At 62.2% G+C, this 24,403-nt stretch carries 27 protein-coding genes; 17 read left to right on the forward strand and 10 right to left on the reverse strand.

Going from position 1 to position 24,403, the window contains the following annotated elements; genetic code table 11:
* The first annotated feature begins 29 nt into the window (after positions 1-29).
* A complete protein-coding gene (locus tag ACFWXH_RS08590) occupies positions 30-533 on the forward strand; it encodes a TRAP transporter small permease (RefSeq protein ID WP_054310692.1) in 504 nt (167 codons plus the stop codon).
* Positions 530-1,969 (forward strand): TRAP transporter large permease, encoded by a 1,440-nt coding sequence (locus tag ACFWXH_RS08595; protein WP_379119252.1) that lies wholly within the window; start codon positions 530-532, stop codon positions 1,967-1,969. The genes ACFWXH_RS08590 and ACFWXH_RS08595 overlap by 4 nt, the downstream gene beginning before the upstream one ends.
* A gap of 8 nt (positions 1,970-1,977) precedes the next feature.
* Here ACFWXH_RS08595 and ACFWXH_RS08600 read toward each other — a convergent pair whose 3' ends face one another.
* The gene (locus tag ACFWXH_RS08600) at positions 1,978-2,442 is read right to left on the reverse strand and encodes a GbsR/MarR family transcriptional regulator (RefSeq protein ID WP_379119254.1); all 465 of its coding nucleotides are present in this window, start codon (positions 2,440-2,442) and stop codon (positions 1,978-1,980) included.
* 117 nt (positions 2,443-2,559) lie between these two features.
* Between ACFWXH_RS08600 and ACFWXH_RS08605 the strand changes: the two genes are divergently transcribed.
* Positions 2,560-2,994, forward strand: coding sequence for a hypothetical protein (locus tag ACFWXH_RS08605; RefSeq protein WP_379119256.1), 435 nt, complete (start codon positions 2,560-2,562; stop codon positions 2,992-2,994).
* Positions 2,995-3,003: 9 nt separating this feature from the next.
* Complete coding sequence (locus tag ACFWXH_RS08610; protein WP_379119258.1) at positions 3,004-3,702, forward strand: methyltransferase family protein; 699 nt, start codon at positions 3,004-3,006, stop codon at positions 3,700-3,702.
* A gap of 18 nt (positions 3,703-3,720) precedes the next feature.
* Here ACFWXH_RS08610 and ACFWXH_RS08615 read toward each other — a convergent pair whose 3' ends face one another.
* Positions 3,721-4,908, reverse strand: a complete 1,188-nt coding sequence (locus tag ACFWXH_RS08615; protein ID WP_379119260.1) for an MFS transporter — start codon at positions 4,906-4,908, stop codon at positions 3,721-3,723.
* Between the two features lie 107 nt (positions 4,909-5,015).
* Complete coding sequence (locus ACFWXH_RS08620; protein ID WP_379119262.1) at positions 5,016-6,680, reverse strand: Na/Pi cotransporter family protein; 1,665 nt, start codon at positions 6,678-6,680, stop codon at positions 5,016-5,018.
* A 436-nt stretch (positions 6,681-7,116) separates the two neighbouring features.
* Between ACFWXH_RS08620 and ACFWXH_RS08625 the strand changes: the two genes are divergently transcribed.
* The 4 genes from ACFWXH_RS08625 (at position 7,117) to ACFWXH_RS08640 (ending at position 12,234) form a co-directional block, all read left to right on the forward strand.
* Entirely contained in the window at positions 7,117-7,545 is a 429-nt protein-coding gene (locus tag ACFWXH_RS08625) for an RcnB family protein (protein ID WP_379119264.1), read from the forward strand.
* Between the two features lie 123 nt (positions 7,546-7,668).
* Positions 7,669-9,609: a DNA primase gene (dnaG, locus tag ACFWXH_RS08630; RefSeq protein WP_379119266.1), complete on the forward strand. Its 1,941-nt coding sequence runs from the start codon at positions 7,669-7,671 to the stop codon at positions 9,607-9,609.
* A 299-nt stretch (positions 9,610-9,908) separates the two neighbouring features.
* Complete coding sequence (rpoD, locus tag ACFWXH_RS08635; protein ID WP_054310686.1) at positions 9,909-11,933, forward strand: RNA polymerase sigma factor RpoD; 2,025 nt, start codon at positions 9,909-9,911, stop codon at positions 11,931-11,933.
* Positions 11,934-11,982: 49 nt separating this feature from the next.
* Positions 11,983-12,234, forward strand: a complete 252-nt coding sequence (locus ACFWXH_RS08640; RefSeq protein ID WP_379119268.1) for a DUF333 domain-containing protein — start codon at positions 11,983-11,985, stop codon at positions 12,232-12,234.
* A 25-nt stretch (positions 12,235-12,259) separates the two neighbouring features.
* Here ACFWXH_RS08640 and ACFWXH_RS08645 read toward each other — a convergent pair whose 3' ends face one another.
* Positions 12,260-13,006, reverse strand: a complete 747-nt coding sequence (locus ACFWXH_RS08645) for a DUF930 domain-containing protein (protein WP_379119270.1) — start codon at positions 13,004-13,006, stop codon at positions 12,260-12,262.
* Positions 13,007-13,209: 203 nt separating this feature from the next.
* Entirely contained in the window at positions 13,210-14,040 is an 831-nt protein-coding gene (locus tag ACFWXH_RS08650; protein ID WP_379119272.1) for an N-acyl homoserine lactonase family protein, read from the reverse strand.
* 138 nt (positions 14,041-14,178) lie between these two features.
* Between ACFWXH_RS08650 and ACFWXH_RS08655 the strand changes: the two genes are divergently transcribed.
* From ACFWXH_RS08655 to ACFWXH_RS08665, 3 genes are read left to right on the forward strand one after another with little or no spacing between them, the layout of a single operon-like run.
* Complete coding sequence (locus ACFWXH_RS08655; protein ID WP_379119274.1) at positions 14,179-15,072, forward strand: helix-turn-helix domain-containing protein; 894 nt, start codon at positions 14,179-14,181, stop codon at positions 15,070-15,072.
* 9 nt (positions 15,073-15,081) lie between these two features.
* Positions 15,082-15,696 carry a LysE family translocator gene (locus ACFWXH_RS08660; protein ID WP_379119276.1) on the forward strand — a complete coding sequence of 205 codons (615 nt, stop codon included), beginning with the start codon at positions 15,082-15,084 and terminating at the stop codon, positions 15,694-15,696.
* Positions 15,697-15,709: 13 nt separating this feature from the next.
* Positions 15,710-16,135 carry a secondary thiamine-phosphate synthase enzyme YjbQ gene (locus ACFWXH_RS08665; protein WP_379120878.1) on the forward strand — a complete coding sequence of 142 codons (426 nt, stop codon included), beginning with the start codon at positions 15,710-15,712 and terminating at the stop codon, positions 16,133-16,135.
* A gap of 147 nt (positions 16,136-16,282) precedes the next feature.
* Here the strand turns inward: ACFWXH_RS08665 and ACFWXH_RS08670 are convergent, their stop codons facing one another.
* A complete protein-coding gene (locus ACFWXH_RS08670) occupies positions 16,283-16,540 on the reverse strand; it encodes a DUF2798 domain-containing protein (protein ID WP_379119278.1) in 258 nt (85 codons plus the stop codon).
* A 263-nt stretch (positions 16,541-16,803) separates the two neighbouring features.
* On the opposite strand from ACFWXH_RS08670, the gene ACFWXH_RS08675 reads away from it, so the two are divergent.
* Positions 16,804-17,460, forward strand: coding sequence for a PadR family transcriptional regulator (locus ACFWXH_RS08675; protein ID WP_379119280.1), 657 nt, complete (start codon positions 16,804-16,806; stop codon positions 17,458-17,460).
* 249 nt (positions 17,461-17,709) lie between these two features.
* Positions 17,710-18,000, forward strand: coding sequence for an HlyU family transcriptional regulator (locus tag ACFWXH_RS08680; RefSeq protein WP_379119282.1), 291 nt, complete (start codon positions 17,710-17,712; stop codon positions 17,998-18,000).
* 76 nt (positions 18,001-18,076) lie between these two features.
* Here the strand turns inward: ACFWXH_RS08680 and ACFWXH_RS08685 are convergent, their stop codons facing one another.
* On the reverse strand, positions 18,077-18,724 hold the full coding sequence (locus tag ACFWXH_RS08685) for an FMN-dependent NADH-azoreductase (RefSeq protein ID WP_379119284.1): 648 nt from the start codon (positions 18,722-18,724) through the stop codon (positions 18,077-18,079).
* Between the two features lie 121 nt (positions 18,725-18,845).
* On the opposite strand from ACFWXH_RS08685, the gene ACFWXH_RS08690 reads away from it, so the two are divergent.
* The gene (locus tag ACFWXH_RS08690; protein ID WP_379119286.1) at positions 18,846-19,844 is read left to right on the forward strand and encodes a LysR family transcriptional regulator; all 999 of its coding nucleotides are present in this window, start codon (positions 18,846-18,848) and stop codon (positions 19,842-19,844) included.
* Here the strand turns inward: ACFWXH_RS08690 and ACFWXH_RS08695 are convergent.
* Positions 19,793-20,389 (reverse strand): helix-turn-helix domain-containing protein, encoded by a 597-nt coding sequence (locus ACFWXH_RS08695; RefSeq protein ID WP_379119288.1) that lies wholly within the window; start codon positions 20,387-20,389, stop codon positions 19,793-19,795. The genes ACFWXH_RS08690 and ACFWXH_RS08695 overlap by 52 nt on opposite strands.
* A gap of 68 nt (positions 20,390-20,457) precedes the next feature.
* Between ACFWXH_RS08695 and ACFWXH_RS08700 the strand changes: the two genes are divergently transcribed.
* Positions 20,458-20,883 (forward strand): VOC family protein, encoded by a 426-nt coding sequence (locus tag ACFWXH_RS08700; RefSeq protein WP_379119290.1) that lies wholly within the window; start codon positions 20,458-20,460, stop codon positions 20,881-20,883.
* A 119-nt stretch (positions 20,884-21,002) separates the two neighbouring features.
* Positions 21,003-21,911 (forward strand): arginase family protein, encoded by a 909-nt coding sequence (locus tag ACFWXH_RS08705; RefSeq protein ID WP_379119292.1) that lies wholly within the window; start codon positions 21,003-21,005, stop codon positions 21,909-21,911.
* 22 nt (positions 21,912-21,933) lie between these two features.
* Here the strand turns inward: ACFWXH_RS08705 and ACFWXH_RS08710 are convergent, their stop codons facing one another.
* The gene (locus ACFWXH_RS08710) at positions 21,934-22,296 is read right to left on the reverse strand and encodes a winged helix-turn-helix transcriptional regulator (protein WP_379119294.1); all 363 of its coding nucleotides are present in this window, start codon (positions 22,294-22,296) and stop codon (positions 21,934-21,936) included.
* Between the two features lie 108 nt (positions 22,297-22,404).
* Here ACFWXH_RS08710 and ACFWXH_RS08715 point away from each other — a divergent pair, with 108 nt between their 5' ends.
* Positions 22,405-23,418, forward strand: coding sequence for a zinc-binding alcohol dehydrogenase family protein (locus tag ACFWXH_RS08715; RefSeq protein WP_379119295.1), 1,014 nt, complete (start codon positions 22,405-22,407; stop codon positions 23,416-23,418).
* Positions 23,419-23,420: 2 nt separating this feature from the next.
* Here the strand turns inward: ACFWXH_RS08715 and ACFWXH_RS08720 are convergent, their stop codons facing one another.
* Positions 23,421-24,374 carry a S1C family serine protease gene (locus tag ACFWXH_RS08720; protein ID WP_379119297.1) on the reverse strand — a complete coding sequence of 318 codons (954 nt, stop codon included), beginning with the start codon at positions 24,372-24,374 and terminating at the stop codon, positions 23,421-23,423.
* Positions 24,375-24,403 lie beyond the last annotated feature (29 nt).

The following is a 24,403-nucleotide window of genomic DNA, read 5'->3' on the forward strand; positions in this document are numbered from 1 at the left end:
GGGGCGTAAATCCGGGAGAGGGAGGTTTGATGGAGGCGCAATCCGAGCCGTCGGGCCGCTTCGCCCGGGCCGTCGAAGGAATAGCGGGGGCCGTGGCGATTGCCGGCGGCATCCTGATCCTGATCGTGGCGGGCATCGTAACGACGAGCGTGATCGGCCGCTGGCTGTTCAACAAACCGATCCCCGCCGATTATGAATTCGTCGAAATCGGCATCGGCGTCGCTGTCTTCGCCTTCCTGCCTTACACGCAGATGCGCAACGGCCACATCGCGGTCGATACCTTCACGCAGCGACTGCCGGCCAGGATGAATGCAGCGATCGACGCCGTTTGGGATCTCGTGCTTGCCGCCTTCCTCGGCTTCTTTGCCTGGGGGCTGGTTTCCGGTGCGCAGGAATCCTTCCAATACAACGAAACCATGGTGCAGATTTCCTGGCCGATTTGGCCGGTCTACGCCATCTGCGCAGCACTTGCGGCGGTGGCCTTCGTCGGTGCTCTGGCGGTTGCCGTCTTGAAATTCGGAGGCCGCGCGTGAGCGGCGTCGAACTCGCCCTTCTGGGGTTCGCGGCGATGCTGGTCCTGATCGCCATCCGTATGCCGATCGCGCTCGCCATGCTGGTGGTCGGGGCGGGTGGCTACGCCTACCTCTCCGGCTGGAATGCGCTGTTCTACTATCTGCAGACCAACACCTACCGGCAGTTCGCTTCCTACACGCTGTCGGTCATACCGTTGTTCATCCTGATGGGCGCGCTGGCGGAGCGTTCGGGCATGGCGGCAACCCTGTTCCAGGCCGCGGAGCGGCGGCTGGGCAAGACGCGTGGCGGCCTGCCCATGGCCGTTATTCTCGCCTGTACCGGCTTCGGCGCCATCTGCGGTTCCTCGGTCGCGACCACGGCGACATTCGGGCGCGCGGCGATGCCGGAATTGCGCCGGGCCCGCGTCGACCTCGGCCTTGCCACCGGCACGATCGCGGCAGGGGGCACGCTGGGCATTCTCATCCCGCCCTCGGTCATCCTGGTGATCTATGCCATCACTGCCGAGCAAAACATCGCCAAGCTGTTCCAGGCGGCTCTCATCCCAGGCCTGCTTGCCGCCGCCTTCTACTGCATCGCGATTGCCGTCGTCGTTCGGCGCCGGCCGGAGCTTGCGCCGCCGGTCGAGCGCGAGGTCGAACGCCTGCCGCAACCAGCCTGGGCGCGGCCAGCCGGTGGCCTGCTCGCACTGGCCGCCGTTGGTGTCGGTTATTTTGGGCTGGTCAGCATCACGGCTGCTGTGCTGGCTGCGACTATCGGACTGGTACTGCTGGTTGCCGATTTCGCACTGGTGCCCGCGGCCGCCGTTGCGGTCATTGTCGTGGGTGGCATCTATGGCGGCGTCTTCACCCCGACGGAGGGCGCGGCGGTCGGCGTCATCGTCATGCTTGTCTTCGGGCTGGCGCAGCGCAAGCTCAATATCCGCAACATGCGCGAGGCACTGCTGCAGACGGCGGAGACCTCCGGCATGATCTTCCTGATCCTGCTCGGTGCCGAGGTGTTCGGCGCCTTCCTGGCATTGACCCGCATGCCGACCACGGTTGCCGAGATGATCGGCAATTCCGGCATGGCGCCCTATGCGGTGCTGGTCGGCATGCTGCTCGTCTATATCGTGCTGGGCGCGGTCATGGACGAACTGGCGATGATCCTGCTCACCCTGCCGGTCTTCGTGCCGATCGTGCTGGCGCTGGATTTCGGCATGAGTGCCGAGGATGTGGCGATCTGGTTCGGCATCCTCGTGCTGGTTGTGGTCGGCATCGGGCTTGCCGCGCCGCCGATCGGACTCAACGTGTTCATCATCAACAAGATCGCCGGCGACGTGCCGATCACCCGGACCTATCGCGGGGTGATGCCCTTCGTGATCGCCGACGTGATCCGGTTGGCGCTGCTCACCGCCTTGCCGATGCTCTCGCTATGGCTGGTGCGTTTGCTGAACTAGAGGGCGTTTCAGGTCGTTTCGCCACCGCGCTTGGCGCTCATGGAACGCAGCATCTCGTCCATCGCATCGCGGGCGGCGAAATTGACCCGGGCCATATCCCGCAGCCGTGACCGAACCTTGTCCGAAGGGCTGGCCTCCGTACCCTTCAGCAACTGGTTGGCCAGCGCCTCCAGCAGCCGGTTCTGCTGGGCCAGCATCTCTTCATAATTCTCGGAAACCTCGTAGAGAATGCGCTTGGTGCCCCGCACGCTGCGGCGGCGGACGAGCGTGTATTGCTCGAGCAGGCGCGCGGCGACGCTGGCGCTGCTCTTGCTGATTTCGAGATCGGCGGCGATGCGGTCGAGATCGACGGCATCGGGCATGAGAAGCATGTAGCCATAGAGGCGAGCGGCCGTCATCGGCACGCCCCAGGGCACGAAAAGCCGGGCGATGTCGTCAATGAAGCGCTGCCGAGGACCATCCATAATTGACATATTCGACATTTTCCGAATATACTTGATATGCTGAAAATGTATACCGGTTCGGCCGGTTACGGCAATCCGGCTTGCGGCAGCCTCGTCCGCACCTGTCGGCTTTCCAGGAGGCATTCCATGCCAAGCCCATCTGTTGCTGAAATACGCACGCGGGCGTTCGCTCGCGTCATCGGTCCCTATGTGGCGATCGCCACCGGCGCCATCATCTACCGCGCGCCGACGATGGGGCAGACGCTGTCCGGGTTCTTCGAGAACGGGATCGTCGTCTGGATGACCGGAGGACTTTTGCTGCTGTGCGGCCTCGTCATCATCGCCTTCCACCAATATTGGCGCAGCCTCGCTGCCATCCTGATTTCGGTGTTCGGCTGGTTCCTGGCGCTACGTGGGGCCGTGCTGATGGCGGCACCGGAATTGATCGACCATGGCGCGGCAGCCGCGATGCCGCATCTCGGTCTGGTCCAGGCAGGTTTCGGCCTGCTCACGCTAGTGGGGCTTTATCTGACGTATGTCGGCTGGATCGCCGCACCACGTGGCGGCGCCGTGGGACAATGAGGTTCTGACATGACATCGCAAGCCAAAGGCCAGAGAACGCTGGTCGGCTACTATCTGCAGCTGTTGCTGTGGATGGTCTTCATGGCGGTGGTCACCTTCCTGGCTGCCGGCACGCTCGCCTATCCCGCGGGCTGGATCATGATCGTCCTGTTTGGGGGCGGCGGTGTCGCCCTTATCGCCTGGCTCTCGCGACGCAGTCCGCAACTGCTGCGCGAACGGATGAGCTCGCCGATCCAGAAGGGGCAGGAGGGATGGGACAAGGTCTGGCTTTCACTGTTCGTGCTCGCCTTCTGCCTGTGGTTCGCCTTCATGCCATGGGATGCGGCGCGTTCGAACTTCACTGCCGTGCCACTCTGGTTGCAGGTGGTGGGGGCTCTCCTGGTCCTCGCGAACTATGCGGGCTGCTTCTGGACCTTCAACGTCAATACTTTCGCGGCACCTGTGGTGAAGATCCAGGAAGGCCAGACGGTGATCGATACCGGACCCTACGCGCTGGTGCGCCATCCCATGTATTCGAGCGCGCTGCTCCTGTTCTTCGGCATGCCGCTGCTGCTCGGGTCCTGGACCGGTCTCTGGGGCGCGCTCGTGCTCAGCATCGCCCTGGCATGGCGTTCCGTTAACGAGGAAAAGGCACTGCGGCGCCAGTTCGTCGACTATGACGACTACAGCCGCCGCGTGCGTTATCGGCTGATTCCATACATCTGGTAGGCAGGCACCTTCTCGCGATTACTCCGCGGCACCCGCGGGCAGGGGTGGCCGCAGACCGCTGCGGCGTTCAGCAGCGAAGGAGGTGACCGCTACGGCAAAACCCACGACCATGGCGACAATACCGAGTACCGGCAGAATGCGATAACCGTAGCCGGCACTGAGGACCACTGCGCCGAGCGAAGAGGCAAGCGCGATGCCGATGTTGAAGCCTGACGGGATCAGCGAAGAGGCGAGATTTGAGGCATCCGCCGTCCAGGACAGAATACGGGCCTGGATCGGCGCGCCGATGGAGAAGTTGAGCGCTCCCCACAGCGTGATCGCGACGATCATCGGCAGCGGGTAGGGGCTGACCAGATAGATGATCGTCAGCATCACTGCTTGCAGCGCGAACATGGTTATGAGCGACGGCATCAGCTTCCAGTCCGCCAATCGCCCGCCGACGAAAACGCCAATGGTGGCGCCGACACCGTTGAGCAGAAGCACCCACGGTATCTGCGCCTTGGTCAGGCCGGTCACTTCCTCGAGGAAAGGGGTGATGTAGGTGTAGAGTGTCATCTGGCATAGCATCAGCATCAGCATGAGGATGAGCGAGGTCCACACCTGCTGACGGCCCAGCGCACGCACTTCCTGCGCCAGGCCTGCCGGTCTCTTGGAAGACCCGGTGGCGCGGGGAACGAGAACTGCCATTGCCAGAAGGGAGGCGACACCCAACAGGCTCATCACCCAGAAGGTGGCGCGCCAGCCCCAGAGATTGCCGATCGCGGTGCCGACCGGCACGCCTATGACGTTGGAGACGGTGAGGCCGGACAGGACGAGCGCGATCGCCATGCCGCGCTGTTCAGGGCGCACCAGGCCAACGGCAACCACCATGGCGACGCCGAAATAGGCGCCGTGCGCGACGGCGACCGCTACGCGCAGCGCCAGCATTGACAGGAAATCGGGCGCCACGGCGCAGGCAACCTGGCCGATGGTGAAGGCGACCGCCAGTGCGATCAAAAGCGTCTTGCGCGAGACCCTCGAGGTAGCGAGTGTCAGCAACGGCCCGCCGATGGCGATGCCGAGTGCATAGCCGGAAACGAGATAGCCGGCGCTCGGCACCGAGACGTTCAAACCTTCGGCCACTTGCGGCAGCACGCCTGCGATGACGAATTCGGTCGTGCCGAAAGCAAAGGCGGCAAGGAAAAGGGCAATCAGCGGAAGCGGCATGGCACTGCTCAAAAAGGCCTTGTGAAGGGCCTCTGAACATGTTCAGGCCCGACAGGCAATCCAGAAATCGTGGATCAGGGTTTAGTTTTTCTGGATAGTCCCGACTGTCAGCTTGCCCGCAACCGGGAATCGCTGAGCAGGCCGCGCTTTTCCAGCACCGGATAGGCGATGGAGGCGAGCAGCGAGTTGATCTGCTTCAGGTCGCGGATGGTGTCGAGATGGATGGTGCTGGTCTCGATGCTGTTGGGCGAGCCGTCGCGCAGGCGCAGGAAATGCGCCTGACTGGTCTGCTTCTCACGGTCGCGCAGCCGGTCTTTCTCCTCGACGATCTGGCGCGCGGTTTCGGCGTCGCTGGAAACCAGCACGTTGAAGGCAAGCCTTGCATTGGCAAGCACCGAAGCGTGGAAAGCGGTAAGCTCACGCCAGCCCTCGGGTGTGAACTCCAGCCCACGTTCCATCTTCTTGCGGACCAGGGGCAGCATGTTGCGCACGATGATGTCGCCGACCTGCTCGAGCTTGACGCAGGCGCCGATGAGTTCCTGGCAGCGTAACGCCTCGTCTTCGGTCAGCGAGTTCTTGGTGACCTTGGCGAGATAGAGCTTGATGGCGGCGTGTTTCTGGTCGACCCGGTCATCGAGCGCCGCAAGCGCCCTGATCTTGTCTTCGTCGGCCTGTTCGTAAAGGTCGATGACACGCTTCAGCATGATCTCGACGGTTTCGCAGACGCGCACGACTTCGCGGGTGGCGTTGCCGAGCGCCTGTGAGGGCACATTGAGCGCGGCCTCGTTGAGTGCCGAAAGTTCGGTCACTTGGAAGGCATCCGCCGGAGCATTCTTCGCACCCAGCGCGACGATTTTCCGAGAGACATTGTACACGAGGCCAGCCAGCGGCAGACCTGCGAGCAGGATGATGACGTTGAACAGAATATGGGCGTTGACGATCTGGTTCGGCCCGGTGCTGCCCAGGAACGTCACCGGCGGCTTGAAGGAGAGAAACAGCGCCAGCATGACCAGCGAGCCGAGACCGCGCATCAGAAGATTGCCGACCGGCACGACGCGCACGGCTGGCTCGGCATTGCGGGTGAGCAGAGGGGCGATGATCGAAGAGCCGAGGTTGACGCCCAGAATCAGCACGATGCCGAGTTCCGGCGGGATGAAACCACGTCCTGCCAGCGTGGTCATCAAAAGCACGGCCGCGATGCTTGACTGGAACAACCAGGTGGCGAGCGCAGCCAGCAGATAGGCGGTGACGGGGTCGCCCTTGAAATAGTCGATGATGACGGGCAGCAGCTCGCTTTCGCGCAGCGGCTCGGAAGCCTGGCCGATCATCTCCAGTGACAAAAGCAGAAGCGCGACGCCGATGAGGATGCGGCCGATCTGGCGCCAGTCTCGCCGTTCGGTGGCCATGAACATGATCGTGCCGGTGATCAGGCAGATCGGTACGATCAGCGAGAGATCGAAGGTAAGCAGCTTGACGACCAGTGCCGAGCCGATCTCGGCGCCGCGCACGGCAAGCTGTCCCGCCATGCCCGAAACGATGCCGGCTCCGGCGAACGAACCGACCAGGAGCGTGACGGCGGTAGAACTCTGCAGCGCGATCGCCAGCGCCGTGCCTGCCAGTACCGCCAGCAGCGGATTCTTCATCGTGCCGCGCAGCTTCAGCCGCAGGACGTCACCATAGGCGCGCTCGACCCCGGTCTTCACCATGCGCGTGGCAAACAGCATCAGCGCCACAGCACCGGCCAGATGCAGAAGAACGACCGAGCCGCTCATGGGCACGTCCTCGGTGCACAATTGGCAGCGCATCGCAATCCGCATGCGGATGAATGCGTGGCCGGTGGCGTCAAACTGGCGTCGGCCCGATCTGAAATGGCGCGGGTCATGAGGTTCACATATAGGGCAAAACAGCCGATTCTTACATTAGCCGGATAATAAATTTCTGTTGACGTCGCCACGCTCCGACAAGCGGCGACCGGTGTCGGATTTGAACATGGACAGAGCGCGGGGCGCCATCGTGAAACGTGAAACGCGTAAGCCGGCCAGGCGTTGCAAATGGTTGCTTCACGGAGCAACGACCGAGTTGATATTGAGAAACGTGCGAAACATGCCCTAAACGCCTATGTTCATTACGAAATTGTAATGCTGGCATTCAGTTTTGGTTCATGTTGTGAGCTCTATTCCGTTATGCGAACAAACGAGGAGTTACACCATGAAACGTCTTATTCTCTCGGCCATGGCCGTTTCGATGCTGGCGGCATCGACCCTGCAGGGCTTTGCCGCGCCGGTCGCGGCGATCACCGTGCCGCAGTCGAATGTCACCACGGTTCAGTGGCAGGAGCCGATTCGCAAGGATCGCCGTTATGAAGAGCGGCGGCATGGCGACCGGCGCTATGACAGACGCTACGATCGTCGCACCGTCGAAAAGCGGGTGATTGTTCGCAAGGAAGTGGTGCGCGAGCCGCGCTGGAAGTCGGGCCAGCGCTATCGGGAATGGAAACGCTACCAGGGCATCCGCGACTATCATCGCTATGGCCTGCGTCGCCCGGGCGCCGGCCAGCAGTGGATCCGTGTCGGTGACGAATATCTGCTCGTTGGCATCGCGACCGGTCTGATCGCCGGCGTGCTTGCCGCGCGCTAAGCGGAGAGCTCTTCTCAAACAAAAGGCGGCCAACAGGGGCCGCCTTTTTTATTTGCCGATACCATCTGTGAAAACCGGGCATTGCCAGCGATAGCGATAGCCAGTTCGGGTGGCCGTGCTTATATGATCGCCATGCGCTTTCCCCCAACCTTCCTCGATGAGATACGCGACCGCGTGCCGATCTCCTCGCTGATCGGGCTGCGCGTGCCGTGGGACAGGAAGAAGACGAACGCATCGCGCGGCGACTATTGGGGGTGCTGCCCGTTCCACGGTGAAAAGACCCCGTCCTTTCATTGCGAGGACAAGAAGGGGCGCTATCACTGTTTCGGCTGCGGCGTTTCGGGCGATCATTTCCGCTTTCTGACCGAACTCGACGGCATGAGCTTTCCCGAAGCGGTCGAGCGCGTTGCCGACATGGCCGGCGTGCCGATGCCGGCGCGCGACGAACAGGCTGAGCAGCGTGAAAAACAGCGGGCCAGCCTGACCGATGTCATGGAAATGGCGACTGCCTTCTTCCAGGAGCGACTGCATGGCTCCGAAGGGGCCAAGGCACGTGCCTACTTGCGCGACCGAGGCCTGACGCCCGCGACGCAGCAGTCATTTCGGCTGGGTTTCGCGCCGGACAGCCGCAACGCACTGAAAGAATTCCTGGCCTCGAAAGGTGTCGAGAAGGCGCAGATCGAGGCCTGTGGGCTGGTGGTGTTCGGCGATGACATTCCGGTTTCCTATGATCGGTTCCGCGACCGCATCATGTTTCCGATCCCGGATTCGCGTGGCCGCATCATCGCCTTCGGCGGACGCGCCATGTCGGCAGATGTTTCGGCGAAATACCTCAATTCTCCCGAGACCGAGCTCTTTCACAAGGGTAACGTGCTCTACAATTTTGCGCGTGCCCGCAAGGACGTGGCGCGCGGCGGCACGGTGATTGCCGTCGAAGGCTATATGGATGTGATCGCGTTGGCGCAGGCCGGTTTCGAGAACGCGGTGGCGCCGCTCGGCACGGCGCTCACCGAAAACCAGATGGAATTGCTGTGGCGCATGTCGGGCGAGCCCATCCTGTGTTTCGACGGCGACGGCGCCGGCCTCAAAGCCGCGTGGCGGGCCGCCGACCTGATCCTGCCGTCAATCCAGTCCGGGCGCACCGCACGCTTTGCGCTTCTGCCCGAAGGCAAGGACCCCGACGACCTGGTCAAGGCTGATGGACCGGACGCCTTCCGTGCCGTGCTTACCGAAGCACGGCCGCTGGCGGACCTGATCTGGATGCGTGAGACTGGGGGCAAAGTCTTCGAGACGCCGGAGCGCCGCGCTGAACTCGAAAAGACGCTGCGCGAGATCACCAGCCGCATCCGCGATGAAAGTGTCCGCTATCACTATCAACAGGAGATGCGCGAGCGCGTGCAGAGTTTCTTTGCACCGCAACGTAGCACGCGCCCGTCACGTCCGGGCGAACGAGGGCAAGGTGGCCGGCAGGGCGGGCAGTGGTCACGCGGGGCGGCCGCTGCCGGGCGTAGTGCGATCACCGAGAGCCTTGGCCGCTCGGCGCTGGTGAAGCGTGCTGGCGAGGTGATGTCGGTGCGCGAGGCGACCGTGGTGGTGGCGCTCGTCAACCATCCGGCGCTGATCGACGAGAATTTCGAACATGTGGAGTTCCTCGATCTCGCCAACAGTGACCTGCGCCGGCTGCACGCCGCATTGCTCGATGCGCTGGCGCACGACCAGGCCAGCGACCGCGACACCATCATCGAGGTGATTGACCGAACCGGTTGCCGGGAAGTGTGGGAGCGCGCGGTGGCGCTGATCCGACGCACGCGGCAGTGGCCGGCGCTGGAAAGCGCGGCGATTGACGATGCGCGCGACGCCTTCAACCAGGTGCTGCACTTGCACCGCAGCCAACGCACATTACATAGGGAGCTGAAGCAGGCCGAAGCGGCGCTCGCCAGCGATCCCACCGAAGAGAATTATCGGCATCTGGTCGAGATCCAGGCGCAGTTCCGCGACGTGCAGGCAACAGAGGCATTGATCGAAGGGTTTGGCATATCTTCCGGCCGGGCGGGCAGGGCATAGCCAACCAATCAGGCGCGCCTAATTGATTCGCTTTTTTAAGGCGAATCATGCGAGAGGCGCTTGACCTTCTGGCAGAATGACGGAATCAGGACGATTCGAAACGTTAACCCATGCCCAGCATCGGCGCTAAATGACGATGTATGCACTGGACGGGAAGGGAAGCCCGCCACAGATATCAGGGTTAATCTGGAGTTAAGTGAGAAGCAGGTACTGGCTTGGCAGACGCGTTTGTGAACGAGCGCAACTGATTTGTCAGCAGCGAAGCGGCCCTTTGGATGGCCGCCTGGAGAAGACTTAGAATGGCGACTAAGGAAAAGGAAGAGGTCGAAACCGAACGCGAGGGCACGACTGACGGCCCGTTGCTCGACCTTTCCGACGATGCTGTCAAGAAGATGATCAAGGCCGCGAAGAAGCGCGGCTATGTCACGCTGGACGAGCTGAATGCTGTGCTGCCGTCTGAAGAGACGGACCCGGACCGTATCGAAGACATCAATGCGATGCTCAACGATATGGGCATCAACGTCGTCGAGGACGACGAACAGAGCGACGATGCCGAGGGCGAAAGCGCCGATTCTTCGGAAGACGACGCCAACGAGCTCGCCGAACAGACCGGCACGGCGGTGGCCACCGTCGCCAAGAAGGAGCCGACCGACCGCACTGACGACCCCGTGCGCATGTATCTGCGCGAGATGGGTTCGGTGGAGTTGCTGTCGCGCGAAGGCGAAATCGCCATTGCCAAGCGCATCGAGGCTGGCCGCGAGACCATGATTGCGGGTCTGTGCGAAAGCCCGCTGACCTTCCAGGCCATCATCATCTGGCGCGACGAGCTCAACGAAGCCAAGATCCTGCTGCGCGAGATCATCGACCTCGAAGCCACCTATGCCGGTCCTGAAGGCAAGCAGGCGCCGGTCGTCGAGCGTGTCGATGAAGACGCCAAGCCGAAGGAAGAGCCGAAGGCGGGTCGCCGTCGTGGCGACGACGAGGACGATATCACCAATGTCGGCGGCGATACCCGCGGCCTTGAGGAAGACGAAGAGGACGAGGACGAGGCGAGCCTGTCGCTGGCGGCGATGGAAGCCGAGCTTCGCCCGCAGGTGATGGAGACGCTGGACGTCATCGCCGACACCTACAAGAAGCTGCGCAAGCTCCAGGACCAGCAGGTCGAGAATCGTCTCGCCGCGGCCGGCACGCTTTCGCCAAGCCAGGACCGGCGCCTGAAGGAGCTGAAGGACGAGCTGATCACGGCAGTGAAGTCGCTGTCACTCAACCAGGCCCGTATCGAGGCACTGGTCGAGCAGCTCTACGACATCAACAAGCGCCTGGTGCAGAACGAGGGCAAGCTTCTTCGCCTCGCCGAAAGCTATGGTGTGCGCCGCGAGGAATTCCTCAGGGAATATCAGGGTTCCGAGCTCGATCCGAACTGGATCGGGAACATCGCCAACCTGACGACGCGCGGTTGGAAAGAGTTCACCAAGAACGAGCAGAACGCGATCCAGGACCTGCGTTCCGAGATCCAGAACCTCGCCACCGAGACGGCGATCTCGATCCTGGAATTCCGCAAGATCGTGAACCAGGTGCAGAAGGGCGAGCGCGAAGCGGCAATCGCCAAGAAGGAGATGGTGGAAGCGAATCTTCGCCTCGTCATCTCGATCGCGAAAAAGTACACCAACCGCGGCCTGCAGTTCCTCGACCTCATCCAGGAAGGCAATATCGGCCTGATGAAGGCGGTCGATAAGTTCGAATACCGCCGTGGCTATAAGTTCTCGACCTATGCCACCTGGTGGATCAGGCAGGCGATCACTCGTTCGATCGCCGACCAGGCTCGCACCATCCGTATTCCGGTGCACATGATCGAGACGATCAACAAGATCGTGCGGACCTCGCGCCAGATGCTGCACGAGATCGGCCGCGAACCGACCCCGGAAGAACTGGCCGAGAAGCTCGCCATGCCGCTGGAAAAGGTGCGCAAGGTGCTGAAGATCGCCAAGGAGCCGATTTCGCTCGAGACGCCGGTGGGCGACGAAGAGGATTCGCATCTTGGCGACTTCATCGAGGACAAGGGCGCGATCCTGCCGATCGACGCGGCGATCCAGGCGAACCTGCGCGAGACCACCACGCGGGTGCTTGCTTCGCTCACGCCGCGCGAAGAGCGCGTGCTGCGCATGCGCTTCGGCATCGGCATGAACACCGACCACACGCTGGAAGAAGTCGGCCAGCAGTTCTCGGTGACACGCGAACGTATCCGCCAGATCGAGGCGAAGGCGCTGCGCAAGCTCAAGCATCCGAGCCGCAGCCGCAAGCTGAGAAGCTTCCTCGACAGCTAAGACAACCAAGCCCGGGCATGTCCCGGGCTTTTTCTTTGGAGGCCCCTTGATGCGCAATGTTTTGATGGCAGTTGCCTGCCTTGCGTCCTTGCCGCTTATGGCAATCGAGGATGCGCAAGCCGCCAAGAAGATCGGCATGGCCAATCCGGCTTCGGTTCATTGCGTGAAGATTGGCGGCAAATCCAAGATCCGCACGGATGCCAGCGGCAACCAGACCGGTTATTGCCACTTGCCCAATGGCCGCGTCTGCGAGGAATGGGCGCTGTTTCGTGACAAGAAATGCGTAAGGCCCAAAGATTGACGGTGGCCATCGCAGGCTGATCTGCTCAATCGCCAGGGCCGTCATCCAAGGTCAGATTGTGGTCTGCCCATTGTTGTTCCGGAATCTCCGCGCCGAGCAAGAATTCGAATGCGACGACAGTCTTGAGGTCCGGCGCGACCTCGCAGTTGAATGCGAGCCCGTACCAGTGTTTCTTGCTGCGTATCGCCGCGCCTTTTGCCTCAAGTAGCTGACCTGTCACCTTCGTATCCTTCATTGCGTATGGAACGACCAAGTCGGGCTGGAAACCGGATCGCTGCCGACGCAATTGCGCCAAAGCCTCTATGTTGCAGAGCTGGATGACACGCTCCTGTGGCGCCAGCTGAGGCAAGGCCTTGCGTGCACCACGGCTGCGCGGGTCGGCGAGAACCTGTGCGGAATAGAGTTTTTCGGCCTTGATCAACGGCGGCTGGGTCGTTGTGGGGCGCGGTGCCTGGACGAGCGGCTGCACAGTAGGAGTGCTCGGCAGGGCTTTCGGCGTTGCGGTCGGTTCACTTTGCTGCACAGGTTGAGGTGCCTGCGGCGGTGGCACGAAGTCGACCTTGATGCTTTCGATCGGCGGTAGTCGCAAGGCTTGTGGGATGGGAAGTAGCATCAGGCCGACCAGCAATAACAAATGCAACAGGCAGGATGCCCCGATGCCAAGGGGCAGATCCTTATTGTTGGCCTGCAGCGCAGAAACTGCCGAAGTGGGAGTCAAACCGGCGCCCTTGGCAACTGCAGTTGGCTCGATCGTGACAATTGGAGGGCGCAAGGGTGGGTTTCGTCAAAACGCGAGGACAACGATACCCAACCCAAGGCAACAGTGCGGCAGTTTGGCGATGAATGGAAGGGACGCGTTTGCGGGCGTGAGGCTGTTGATCGGATGCAATCCGATCGGACAAACTGATTCAACAATCTCGGGAATAGATTCGGAAAACCCGGCCAAGTCATTGGCTGGGTTGTTTTTTAGGTTGGTTATTTCGCGCTGGCCGGGAAGGCCGGCAGCTTGGCGATGTCGTCGGCGTCATGCTGGACGACCAGGGTTGCACCGAGCGTGCGGGCCATCGATCGCAGCCGCGCCATCGAGGCAAGACTGTCGGCCCGGTTGGTGTTGAAGGGTGGAACACCATCTGTTTCGAACTGTTTCTCGAAATGGACGACGTCGCCGCTAAGCAGTACGGGCCCTTTCTCGGCGAGCCGGACCAATAATGCGTGGCTGCCGGGCGTATGGCCGGGCGCTGACAGCATGACGACAGTACCGTCGCCGAAGATGTCCATGTCACCCTCGATCGTGTCCACCGCCGCGCCACCGCTGAGCCAGGGGGCGAGCAGGGAGGGTTCGGCGCCGAAGGGTGCCGGATTCGACTTCAGTGCTTCCAGGTCGGCCTTGCCGATCATCAGGCGTGCCTTCGGGAAGTCGGCAGCCTGGCCGACATGGTCGAAATGATAGTGGCTGATGCCGATCCGACCGATGGCTTCAGGTTTGACGGCGATCTCCTTGAGTTGATCCGAAACCGTGCGGTCGAGCGTCGGCGTCAGCACCTGGTCGGAAGCCAGTGGTTTACCGAGCAGGGCGGTGGGAAGGCCGGTGTCCCACAGCATGTAGTTGTTGCCATGACGGACGACGTAGCAACTGTCGGTCAGTGTCTTCTTTTCGCCCGCATAGGCGAAGGTGTCGGAAAAGACGCTGAGATCGTTGACCGCGATGCGGCCGCAATCGAGGCGCCACAATTCAACCTGTGGCGCGGCATTTGCAGTGCCTGCGGTGGCGGCGATTGCCGCTGCGAACATGAAATTTCTGAGCATCGTCGTTCGATCCTGTGTTGACGGTGGATCGAGATTTACAGTTCGGTGTGGTATGGGTGGTGCCGGAGGCGCTTGAATCTTGTGCCCGAAACGCTCATCCGTATTGCATAGGCTATTGCCGGTGGTTAGGCTTTACGCATGAACGACACCAAATCGTCCCGGCTTGCCGAGCGCCTGTTGCTGGCTTTGCGACCGCTCGCACTCGATCCGGCTCGATCGCAAAAACAACCCGGCATGCATCCACATGGGCGGCAACTGTTCAGCTATTGCTGCTTTACGGCCGAGCGACTCGCCCGGATCAGCAACGAAAAGCCGCTTATCGGCATCGTGCTCAGCGGTTCCAAGGAAATCTGGCTGGGCGATGCCGGCCAGCGTTTCGAAGCGGGTGACGTGTTCGTCTTTCCGCATGGCCGGGCCTTCGATGTGGTCAATGTGCCGGCCGAGACGAGCGGCATCTATGAATCGCTGATCGTCGAAATGGATCATGTGCCGGAATCCGTGCGTCGCCTTGGTCGGCCACCGCGAGCCCCTGCTTTGGGGCTGGATCTGCGCGTGCCGCTGACGGAAGACCTGGTTGCTGCGCTTTCCCACGCCGCGCCGGTACTTGCCGCATCGGGCCATGCGGCGATGCTGGCCGAGCACAGGCTGGCCGAAGTGCTGCTGCTGCTCCGTAACGTGCCGGCCGCGGCCTGGCTTTTCGAAGTCTCCCTGCCGGAACGTGTTGCCTTGCTCGTCGCTTCGGCACCCGCGCGGCGCTGGACGGCCGAATTGCTTGGCCAGGCGCTCGGCATGGGTGCCTCGACATTGCGGCGACAGCTTGCGGGCGAAGGTACCTCGCTTCGGGCGGTGCTTTCCGCCACACGCATGCAGCTTGCCCATGATGTCCTTGCCAGGGGCGAGGGCAATGTCACCGCTGCCGTCAGTGCGGCCGGCTATGCTTCGCGCTCGCATTTCGGTCGCCAGTTCCGCGGTCTTTATGGCGCGTCGCCAAGTGTGGTACGTCAGCAAGGTTCAACCGAACAGTCCAGGTGAAGAGACGCCATGTCGCCCGAATTCCTGCTCACAACCTTGATCATCGTCGCCTCGCCGGGCACCGGCGTCGTCTATACGCTTGCCGCCGGGCTCTCGCGCGGTGGCCGGGCCAGCGTACTGGCGGCCTTCGCCTGTACCCTCGGTATCGTGCCGCATCTGGTGGCCGCGCTGACCGGACTGGCGGCGCTGCTGCATGCCAGCGCCATCGCCTTCGAGATCGTGAAATATGCCGGCGTCGCCTACCTGCTCTACATGGCCTGGCAGAGCCTGCGCGAGCATGGTGCGCTGAAGGTCGAGGCGAAACCCGATGCTCGCAGTGTCCGCCAGGTCCTGGTCGACGGCGTGCTCATCAACCTGCTCAATCCGAAGCTGTCCATCTTCTTCGTCGCCTTCTTGCCGCAGTTCATTGCGCCGAACGAACCCAATGTGCTGGCGCGCATGCTGGAGCTGTCGGGCGTGTTCATGGCGGCAACCTTCATCATCTTCGCGATCTATGGCCTGTGCGCTGCTTCGGTGCGCGACCGGATCATCGGCAGCGCGCGCGTGATGACGTGGCTGAGACGCAGCTTCGCCGCTGCCTTTGTGGCCCTTGGCGCAAAGCTGGCCTTGACCACACAGCAATAGAGGCACCGGGACACTGGCCGGCACGCAAAAACAGCTCACCATCGCGACCAGCGGTCCCGGGGTCTATGAGTTCACGGATCAGGCAGCGCGCTTCGTGGACGAGGCCGGGATCGAGACCGGCCTGCTGACGGCTTTCGTGCGGCATACGTCCTGCTCGCTCATCGTCCAGGAAAACGCGGACCCGGATGTGAGGCGCGACCTGGAAGCCTTCTTCCGCAGGTTGGTGCCGCCGGCGGATGATCCGTCGATGGACTATCTCGTTCATCGCTTGGAAGGCGCAGACGACATGCCCGCTCACATCAAGAGCGCGCTGACGATGGTCTCGATCTCGATCCCCGTCATCGGTGGCCGTCTCGGGCTCGGCACATGGCAGGGCATCTACCTCTTCGAACACCGCAACCTCCCGCACCGGCGGGAAGTGCTGCTTCATCTGGCCTGAAAAAGGGAGGTGGTTAGATCAGGATGGCGTTTGGTTGAATCGCCATCCTGATCTAACTCATTGTTGGAGCATGATCTCTTCCGAAACCGGTTCCCACTTTTTGCTTCGCTGACCTTTGGTTCGGGATCATGCTCTAGGCACCTCCATTCAACGTACCGGCTCGCAGAGCACGCCGACGATGCGGCGCACGATCGGCAGGACAATGAGCAAGGTAGGGAAGGCGACCAGCCAGGACAGGCCCCAGGCGACCATCCAGATGCCTGGCATGGATGGCTGGAGGCCGAGGCTCTTCAGCGTCGAGATCAACGAGACGATGAAGGTCATCAGCAGCGAAAGAACAAGCGGGCTGATGACGGCAGCATAACGCGCGGGCAGTTTCCTGCGCGAGGCAATATCGGTTGTCATGAGAGTTTTCCGAAAAAGGTCCGGTTCATGGCAGGGCATCCTTGCGCCTTTTGGGCAGCCCGGCCGAACCGGGGTTGGATGCGTTGCTTGACGTCAGACGCTTACGGAGAGGCGATCGCCTTCACGGCCCATATAGCGGGGGCATGCCTGTGAATCAATACCTCCTTCAATCCACGTGAGATGCATCGTAAGATATATCTTGACTCATCAATCACTCGATCTTAATTAAGATATATCGTAAGACATAACGCATGGAGTTTTAAATGCACAGACATCATTCATTCGGGGAGCGCGCCGAGCGCGCGTTCTGGCACATGGCCGGTCGTTTCGGCGGCGGCCGCGGCGGTCCTGGTCCCTTTGGCCATGGCCGGCGTGGCCATGGCGGCCCGGCCGAGATGCTGAGAGCCGGCCGCATGTTCGGCGACGGCGACCTCAAGCTGATCGTGCTCTCGCTGCTGTCGGACGCACCGCGTCACGGTTACGACATCATCAAGGCACTGGAGGAGCGCTCCTCAGGCATCTACAGCCCGAGCCCCGGCGTGGTCTACCCGACGCTGACTTTCCTGGAAGAGGCTGGTTATGCCGTCTCGTCTACCGAAGGCGCCAAGAAGGTGTTTTCCATCACCGAAGCCGGCGCGGCGCATCTGGAGGAAAACCGCGACATGGTCGAGCGTGCGCTCGAACACCTTGAGCGGGTCAGCGCCAAGATGGCCAAGGCGCGCGAATGGTTCGGCTGGGACGACGATCGTGACCGGCGACATGACCGCGACGAGCGCCGCAATCCGGAACTCAGGCTGCTGCGCCGCCGTCTGCGCGCCGCTCTTGCCGAGATCATCGAAGCACCGGCGGACAAGCAGGCCGAGGCCGCCAGCATCCTGAAGGATACGGCCGAGGCGCTGGAAGCGCTGGTCAAGCGCTAGCGCATCGGCCCGAAAATCGGCATCGATTTTCGGAAAGCACGATGCGTAGACTAAAATGTTAGAGCGTCCTTTGCGCGTCCTATTGGACGCGCGGCGCTCTACGCCGCCAACAGCATTTTCAAAGCGACGGGCAAGCACGGCGGTAACCTCGCCGTGCTTGCCCGTCGCCGTCAGGACCGCTACTGAACGGTGGAACCCGCGCTGGCTGCTTTCCGTTCTGCCGCGCTGTTGAACCGGTGGAGGTCGCCCATGTCTTTTTTGAAACGTCTTTTCGGCGGTGGTGGCAGCAGCGAGCCGGAAGCTCCGGGCAAGGCCGTCAAGGAAATCGAGCACAAGGGCTTCACCATTGCCGCAACGCCCTACAAGGCGGACGGGCAGTACCAGACCTGCGGCGTCATCTCCAAGGAGATCGATGGCGTGGTGAAGGAGCACCGTTTCATTCGCGCCGACCGCTTTGCCGGGCTTGATGATGCCGTCGATATCACGCTGAAAAAGGGCGTTCAGCTCATAGATGAGCAAGGTGAGCGTATTTTCGGCTAATCCCGCCGCCCTGGCTTGGGCCAAAACACAACAGCCGCCGTGGCGACACGGCGGCTGTTGCTTTTGGTCGACCCTGTTAGGCCGCGACAGCAGGGAGAGCTGATCCAGCCACCGATGCGGCAACCGTGTCGACCTGTTTTCCGGCCTTGGCGAGCGCGGCATTCAGCGCATCCTCACCCATGCCGACGCCCTCGACGCGGATGACTTCCACATCGGTCATGCCGTTGAAGGCCAGAACGCTCTTCAGATAGGGCACGGCGAAGTCCATGACCGCGGCAGGGCCTTCGGAATAGATGCCACCGGAGGCCAGGACGATGTAGACCTTCTTGCCGGTGACCAGGCCCTGCGGGCCGTTCGCGCTATAGGAGAAGGTCTTGCCAGAGCGCGAGATGTGATCGACCCACGACTTCAGCGTCGAGGAAATCGAGAAGTTGATGAAGCCGGTGGCAAGCACGATGTGGTCGGCTGCGAACAACTCGTCGACGGCGACATCGGAGACACCCACCAGATCGGTCTGGCGTGGCGTGCGGGCTTCAGCAGGCGTGTAGATGCCGGTGGCATAGTCCGGCTCGATATGCGGCAGCGGGTTCGCGACGAGGTCGCGCTTGGTCAGTGTAGATTCGGGCAGGGCGGCCTGCAGCTTGTCGGCCAGCTCGGTGGCGACACGGGTGGAATGCGATGCCTCGCCGCGTGGGCTCGAGGTCACGAGAAGGATATTGGACATTTCAGCTCTCCGTTGGGTGGTGGCGGACAACCGCCTGATTTCGGAGATAGAAATAGTCCTCGACATCGATCTAAAAAATTGGGAAAATATCTATGGAATATATCCATAGATTGGATGGATCATGCAGGCGAATCCAACCCTCGACCAGTTGCAGGTGTTCCTGGCGGTAGCTGAGACCGGCAGTTTCTCCGGTGCGGCTCGGCATCTCAACCGTGCGCAATCGGTAATCAGCTACACGATCGCCAATCTGGAAGCACAGCTCGAACTCAAGCTCTTCACCCGCGAAGGCACGCGCGAGCCGACGCTCACCGTCGAAGGCAAGGCGATGCTGGCCGATGCACGTCGCATGGTCGGCGTTTTGCAGGATATCCGCGCCCGTGCCGACGGGCTAAAGCGCGGACTGGAGGCGGAGCTGACGATCGCGGTCGACGTGACGACACCGTCGCCGGCGCTGGTCAGGGTGCTCGCCGGCTTCGAAGCGGAATTCCCGTCCGTGGCGTTGAAGCTCAATGTGGGTGCGATCGGCGTAACCTGGGACCAGCTGTTGCGCCGTCAGTGTGATCTCAGCATTGGCGGCATACCGCAGGCGATCAGCGACGAACTGGTCTCCGTGCGGGTCGGAGACACGTCGATGACGCCAGTGGCGGCGCCCGCTCATCCGCTTGCGACCTACAAGGGCAGGGTGCCGCTGTCGGAAGTGCGCCAGCACATCCAGCTCGTCGTCTCGGACGTTTCCAAGATGACGGAGGGCAAGGACTTCGGTGTCTTCGCCTATCGCACCTGGCGCATGACCGACGTGTCGACCAAGCGCGATCTGATCCTGTCGGGTCTCGGATGGGGCGGCTTGCCGACCTGGATGATCCTGGAAGATGTCGGTGCCGGGCGTCTGAAGATTCTCGACCTCGAACCCTATCCGGAACGTGCTTATGACCTGCACGCTTTCTACAGGGTGGACTCTCCGCCGGGACCAGCCGGCAACTGGCTGATCGAACAATTCAAGCAGGAGTTGCCGAAGGTCTGTTCGACGCTGCAGCACATGAGCGAGCGCGAGAAACGCTCAAGAGAGGCTCAGGGTCGGCGTAGTAGTCCGTCGATGACCGCGGCCAGTACAGCCCGATAGTCGCCAGCGGGAGCGCCGGCATCGACCGCGAGCGCAGCACGGTCGAACGCCGCTCCCAACAGGGACGTCAGCGCCTCCAGAGGCAATTTGGGCAAATCGCCGGCCCGCATCGCCGCCGCGAGCCCTTCGCGCAAGGTGCGGTTGCCGTGCCGGCCGTCGATATCGTCCATTTCCGCACGGCCAAGCACCGCTGGCCCATCGAGCAGCAGGAGCCGCGTGCGGCCAGGCAGGCGCATGGCCGCGACATAGGCCTCGCCGCCGGCCAGCAGTGCGTCCCGCGCCGAAAGCGTGCGGGGAGCTGCCTGTTCGATCGCGTTCGCGACCGCTGCCGCCTCAGCCTCAACCACGGCCCGGAACAGGGCCTGCTTGTCGGTGAAGTGGTGGTAGAGCGCGCCGCGCGTGACGCCGGCCGCAGCCACGATCTCCGGCGTACCCGTTTCCGCATAGGATTTTTCGGTGAAAAGCCGGCGTGCCGCTGCGATCAGATCGCCGCGCGTGGCCTCGGTGCGATCCCGATTGGATCGACGTGAGTTCACCTCTTGCATACATGCAGCCTGTATGTTAATTCAACTTACATGCAGACTGTATGTTTATTTCGAGAGGAAGGAAAGCCATGAAAACCACCAGCTATTACCCCGTGCTGATGACCGGCGACGTTGCCGGCACCACGGCCTTCTATGTCGAGCATTTCCGTTTCAAGCCGCTGTTCGAAAGCGACTGGTACGTGCATCTGCAATCCTCCGAGGACAAGCGCGTCAATCTCGGCATCGTGCAGGGCGATCACGAGACCATCCCGGTGGAAGGAAGAGGCCGCGCTTCCGGCCTGCTTATCAATTTCGAAGTGAAGGATGTTGACGCCGTGCACGAGCGGGCGGTGGCGGCCGGATTGCCGATATTGCGGTCGCTGCGTGACGAGGCCTTCGGCCAGCGCCATTTCATCACCCGCGATCCCAATGGTGTGCTGATCGACGTGATCAAGCCGATCCCTCCGAGCGAGGAATTCCTGGCGCAGTTCGCGCCGGAGGCGGTCGCCAAGTAGCCGGGTCTTGGGTGAAGTCACCTGACAGGAATTGTCGGCAGCGAACCGCTGTCGGGTTGGCTCGAGATGGCGCCGGTATCATAGGCGACCTATGCTGGCGCATGAAACGGGCCCTTTCCATGCGTGACATCTGTCTCATCCGAGCTCCCTTCAATCTCGGCCTGCGTCCGCTGAGACCCGGCCATGAACCCGGCACCTGGCGGGCGCCGCAAGCGTTGACGGAGGCTGGGCTGGTCGAAGCGCTGGCGCCGGCGCAGGTCGTCGATATGGAACGGCCCGCGTATAGCATCGAGCCGCAGCCTGATACGAAGCTACGCAACGGTCCGGCGATGCGGAGTTTCAACCTGCAACTGGCTGATATTGTTGCGGATACGATTCGACGAGGGGCGTTTCCGCTCATTGTCGGAGGCGATTGCACGATCCTACTTGGCGCCTTGGCCGGTATGCGGCGCTCGGGACCGTTGTCCCTGGTACATGTCGACGGCCACAGCGACTTTCGCCATCCAGGCAATGACGACGACAAGCTGCCGTTGAGTTCGGCTGCGGGCATGGATCTGGCGGCCGCGACAGGGCGCGGCGAGGCGCTGCTCACGGAATGGCCGGGCGTGGAAGGTCCCTTGCTTCGCGACGATCACGTGATCCAGATCGGCGAGCGCGAGAACCGTGATCCCGACTACGCCTGGCGCGATATCGAGGCGACGGATATCACGCTGGTCGACGTTTTCGCCGCGCGCGAGCTTGGCGCGGCAGGTGTGATTGCCAAGGCCGAGCCAGTGCTGGCGCGCGGCAGTCGCCACTGGCTGCATTTCGATGTCGACGCGCTCGACCAGACGGTGATGCCAGCAGTCGATTCTCCGGGCAGTCCGGGCATCGCTCCGGATGAACTCGTCGCTATCCTGGGCGACCTGGTGGCCAGGCCGGGATGCGTCGGCATGAACATGACGATCTTCGATCCCGACCTGGACCCAACTGGCGAATTGGCGGTGTGGCTGGTGAATTTCCTGCGCAGAGTGTTTGCGGCCCAATAGGCTCGTCGAAGACGCGGTGGCGCTAGCAATTGCCCGGCGCGACGTAACCCATGGCGAGAATGTTGTCGTCTCCCCAGCGCTTCAGCGCCAGGATGATCGGCTCCAGTGACCGCCCACGCTCGGTCAGCGAATATTCAACCCTGGGCGGAACCTCCGCGTAGACCTTGCGGTCGATGAGGCCGCTCGCCTCCAGCTCGCGCAGCTGGTTGGTCAGCATGCGCTGGGTGACGTGCATCTTGCGGCGCAATTCGTTGAAGCGAAGTGTGCCCTGCTGGATGAGATGGTACAGGATCACGCCTTTCCACTTGCCGCCGATGAGTTCCAATGTGCCTTCCACGGGACAGGCTGGCGAACTGCGCAGATCTTGATGACGGATGCGGCCCATGGGATTCCTCAATGGTACCTTTTTCGACACTATATACACTAAAAGTGCATTCTTGCGATAAACGCACATAGAGCACATCTGGCATGTACGCAAAAAAGGAGACATGCCATGCGTGCCATCGGGTATCTGGAACCGCAGCCGATATCGGCGCCTTCATCCCTCGTCGACATCGAGCTGCCGCGCCCAAAGGCTCTTGGCCGGGACATATTGGTCGAGGTCAAGGCCGTTTCAGTCAATCCGGTCGACACCAAGGTCCGCGCCGGCGCGAAGCCGGCCGATGGTCAGCACAGGGTGCTTGGCTGGGATGCCGCTGGCATCGTCGTTGAAACCGGTCCGGACGTGAGCCTGTTCAAGCCCGGCGACGCGGTCTATTACGCCGGAGCGATCAACCGGCCCGGCTCGAATGCCGAATTCCATCTGGTGGACGAGCGGATCGCGGCGCTGAAGCCACATTCCCTGGATTTCGCGGCGGCTGCCGCTTTGCCGCTGACGACAATCACTGCTTATGAGGCGCTGTTCGATCGACTTGAGGTGACCCGGCCGGTTGCTGGTGCAGCCAACGCCATCGTCATCGTCGGGGCCGCTGGTGGTGTCGGTTCGATCGCCATCCAGCTTCTGCGTGCCCTGACCGATCTGACAGTCCTCGCCACCGCCTCGCGGCCTGAAACGGTCGAATGGGTCAAAGCGCGGGGTGCGCACCATGTGATTGACCATCGCAAGTCCATGTCGGATCAGGTGGCCGCGCTTGGCATCGGTACGCCTGCCTTCGTGTTTTCACTGACCCACAGCGGTGCCCACGCGGACGAGATCGCCAAGCTGATCGCGCCTCAGGGCAGGGTGGCCTTGATCGACGACCCGAAATCCTTCGACGTCATGCTGTTCAAATCGAAGGCGTTGTCCCTGCACTGGGAAATGATGTTCGCGCGGCCCGTGCACCAGACCGCGGACATGATCCGCCAGCACGAGCTTCTGACCGAAGTGGCTGGGCTGGTCGATGCCGGCAAGGTCAAGTCCACCATGACCGACACCTATGGAACGATCTCGGCAGCGAATTTGAAGCGCGCGCACGCCCAGATCGAATCCGGCACCACGCTGGGCAAGATCGTACTCGCCGGCTGGTAGCGTCATCCAGCCCTCGCCACCGGCGTCACCGCGACGTGGCTGACGCCGGTGCGGCGCAGGATGGTGCAGACCGTTTCACGGCCGATGCGTTCGGCGTCGAGCATCCTGACCAGATCGTCGACGCCGGTCACCGGCCGTCCATCGATGGCGACGACGATGTCGCCTTCCTTCAATCCAGCCTTTGCCGCAGGGCCGCCGGGCTCAACGCTGCGCAGCCGCACCGCCGTGCTGCTGGTGACCTGGGAAAGCAGTGCTGCACGGCGCGGCAGGTTCGTCGTATCTGCGGAAATACCGATGAAGGCGCGTCGCACACGGCCGAAGCGGATGATCTCGGCGATGACGAAATTGGCGGTGTTGGAAGCGACCGCGAAAGCGATGCCCTGCGCACCGGGGATCATGGCAGTGTTGACGCCGATGACTTCGCCGGCAGACGAGACCAGCGGGCCGCCGGAGTTGCCGGGATTGAGCGCGGCGTCGGTCTGGATGACATCATCGATCAGCCGACCCGTAGTGGCGCACATGGAGCGACCGAGCGCGGAGACGACACCGGTGGTCACCGTCCATTCGAAACCCAGCGGATTGCCGATGGCGATCGCGATCTGCCCGCGCCTGAGCCGTTTGGAATCGCCCAAAGGGGCCACGTTGGCGAAGGAACCGCCAGCACGCACCAGCGCGATGTCGGTGTCTGGGTCGGAACCGAGCACGCGCCCCTCATCGACAGTGCCGTCGGGCATGGCGACGCGCACGGCGCGGGCGTCGCCGACGACGTGGAAATTGGTGATAATCAACCCATCTGGCGAAATGACGAAACCCGAACCATGCCCGCCGCGCCCGCCGATCCGCTCGATGCGGCAGACAGCGGGACCGATACGGTCGACGGCATCAGCGACCGTGGAAGAATAGGCATCGAGCAGAGTGTCGTCCTGGGCAACTGGATCGAGAGCAGGCAGTGCCATGGCAGGCTTCCCATGTGAAAATGCGGATC

The organism is Mesorhizobium sp. NPDC059054 (assembly GCF_042739215.1).
Lineage (GTDB): Bacteria > Pseudomonadota > Alphaproteobacteria > Rhizobiales > Rhizobiaceae > Mesorhizobium.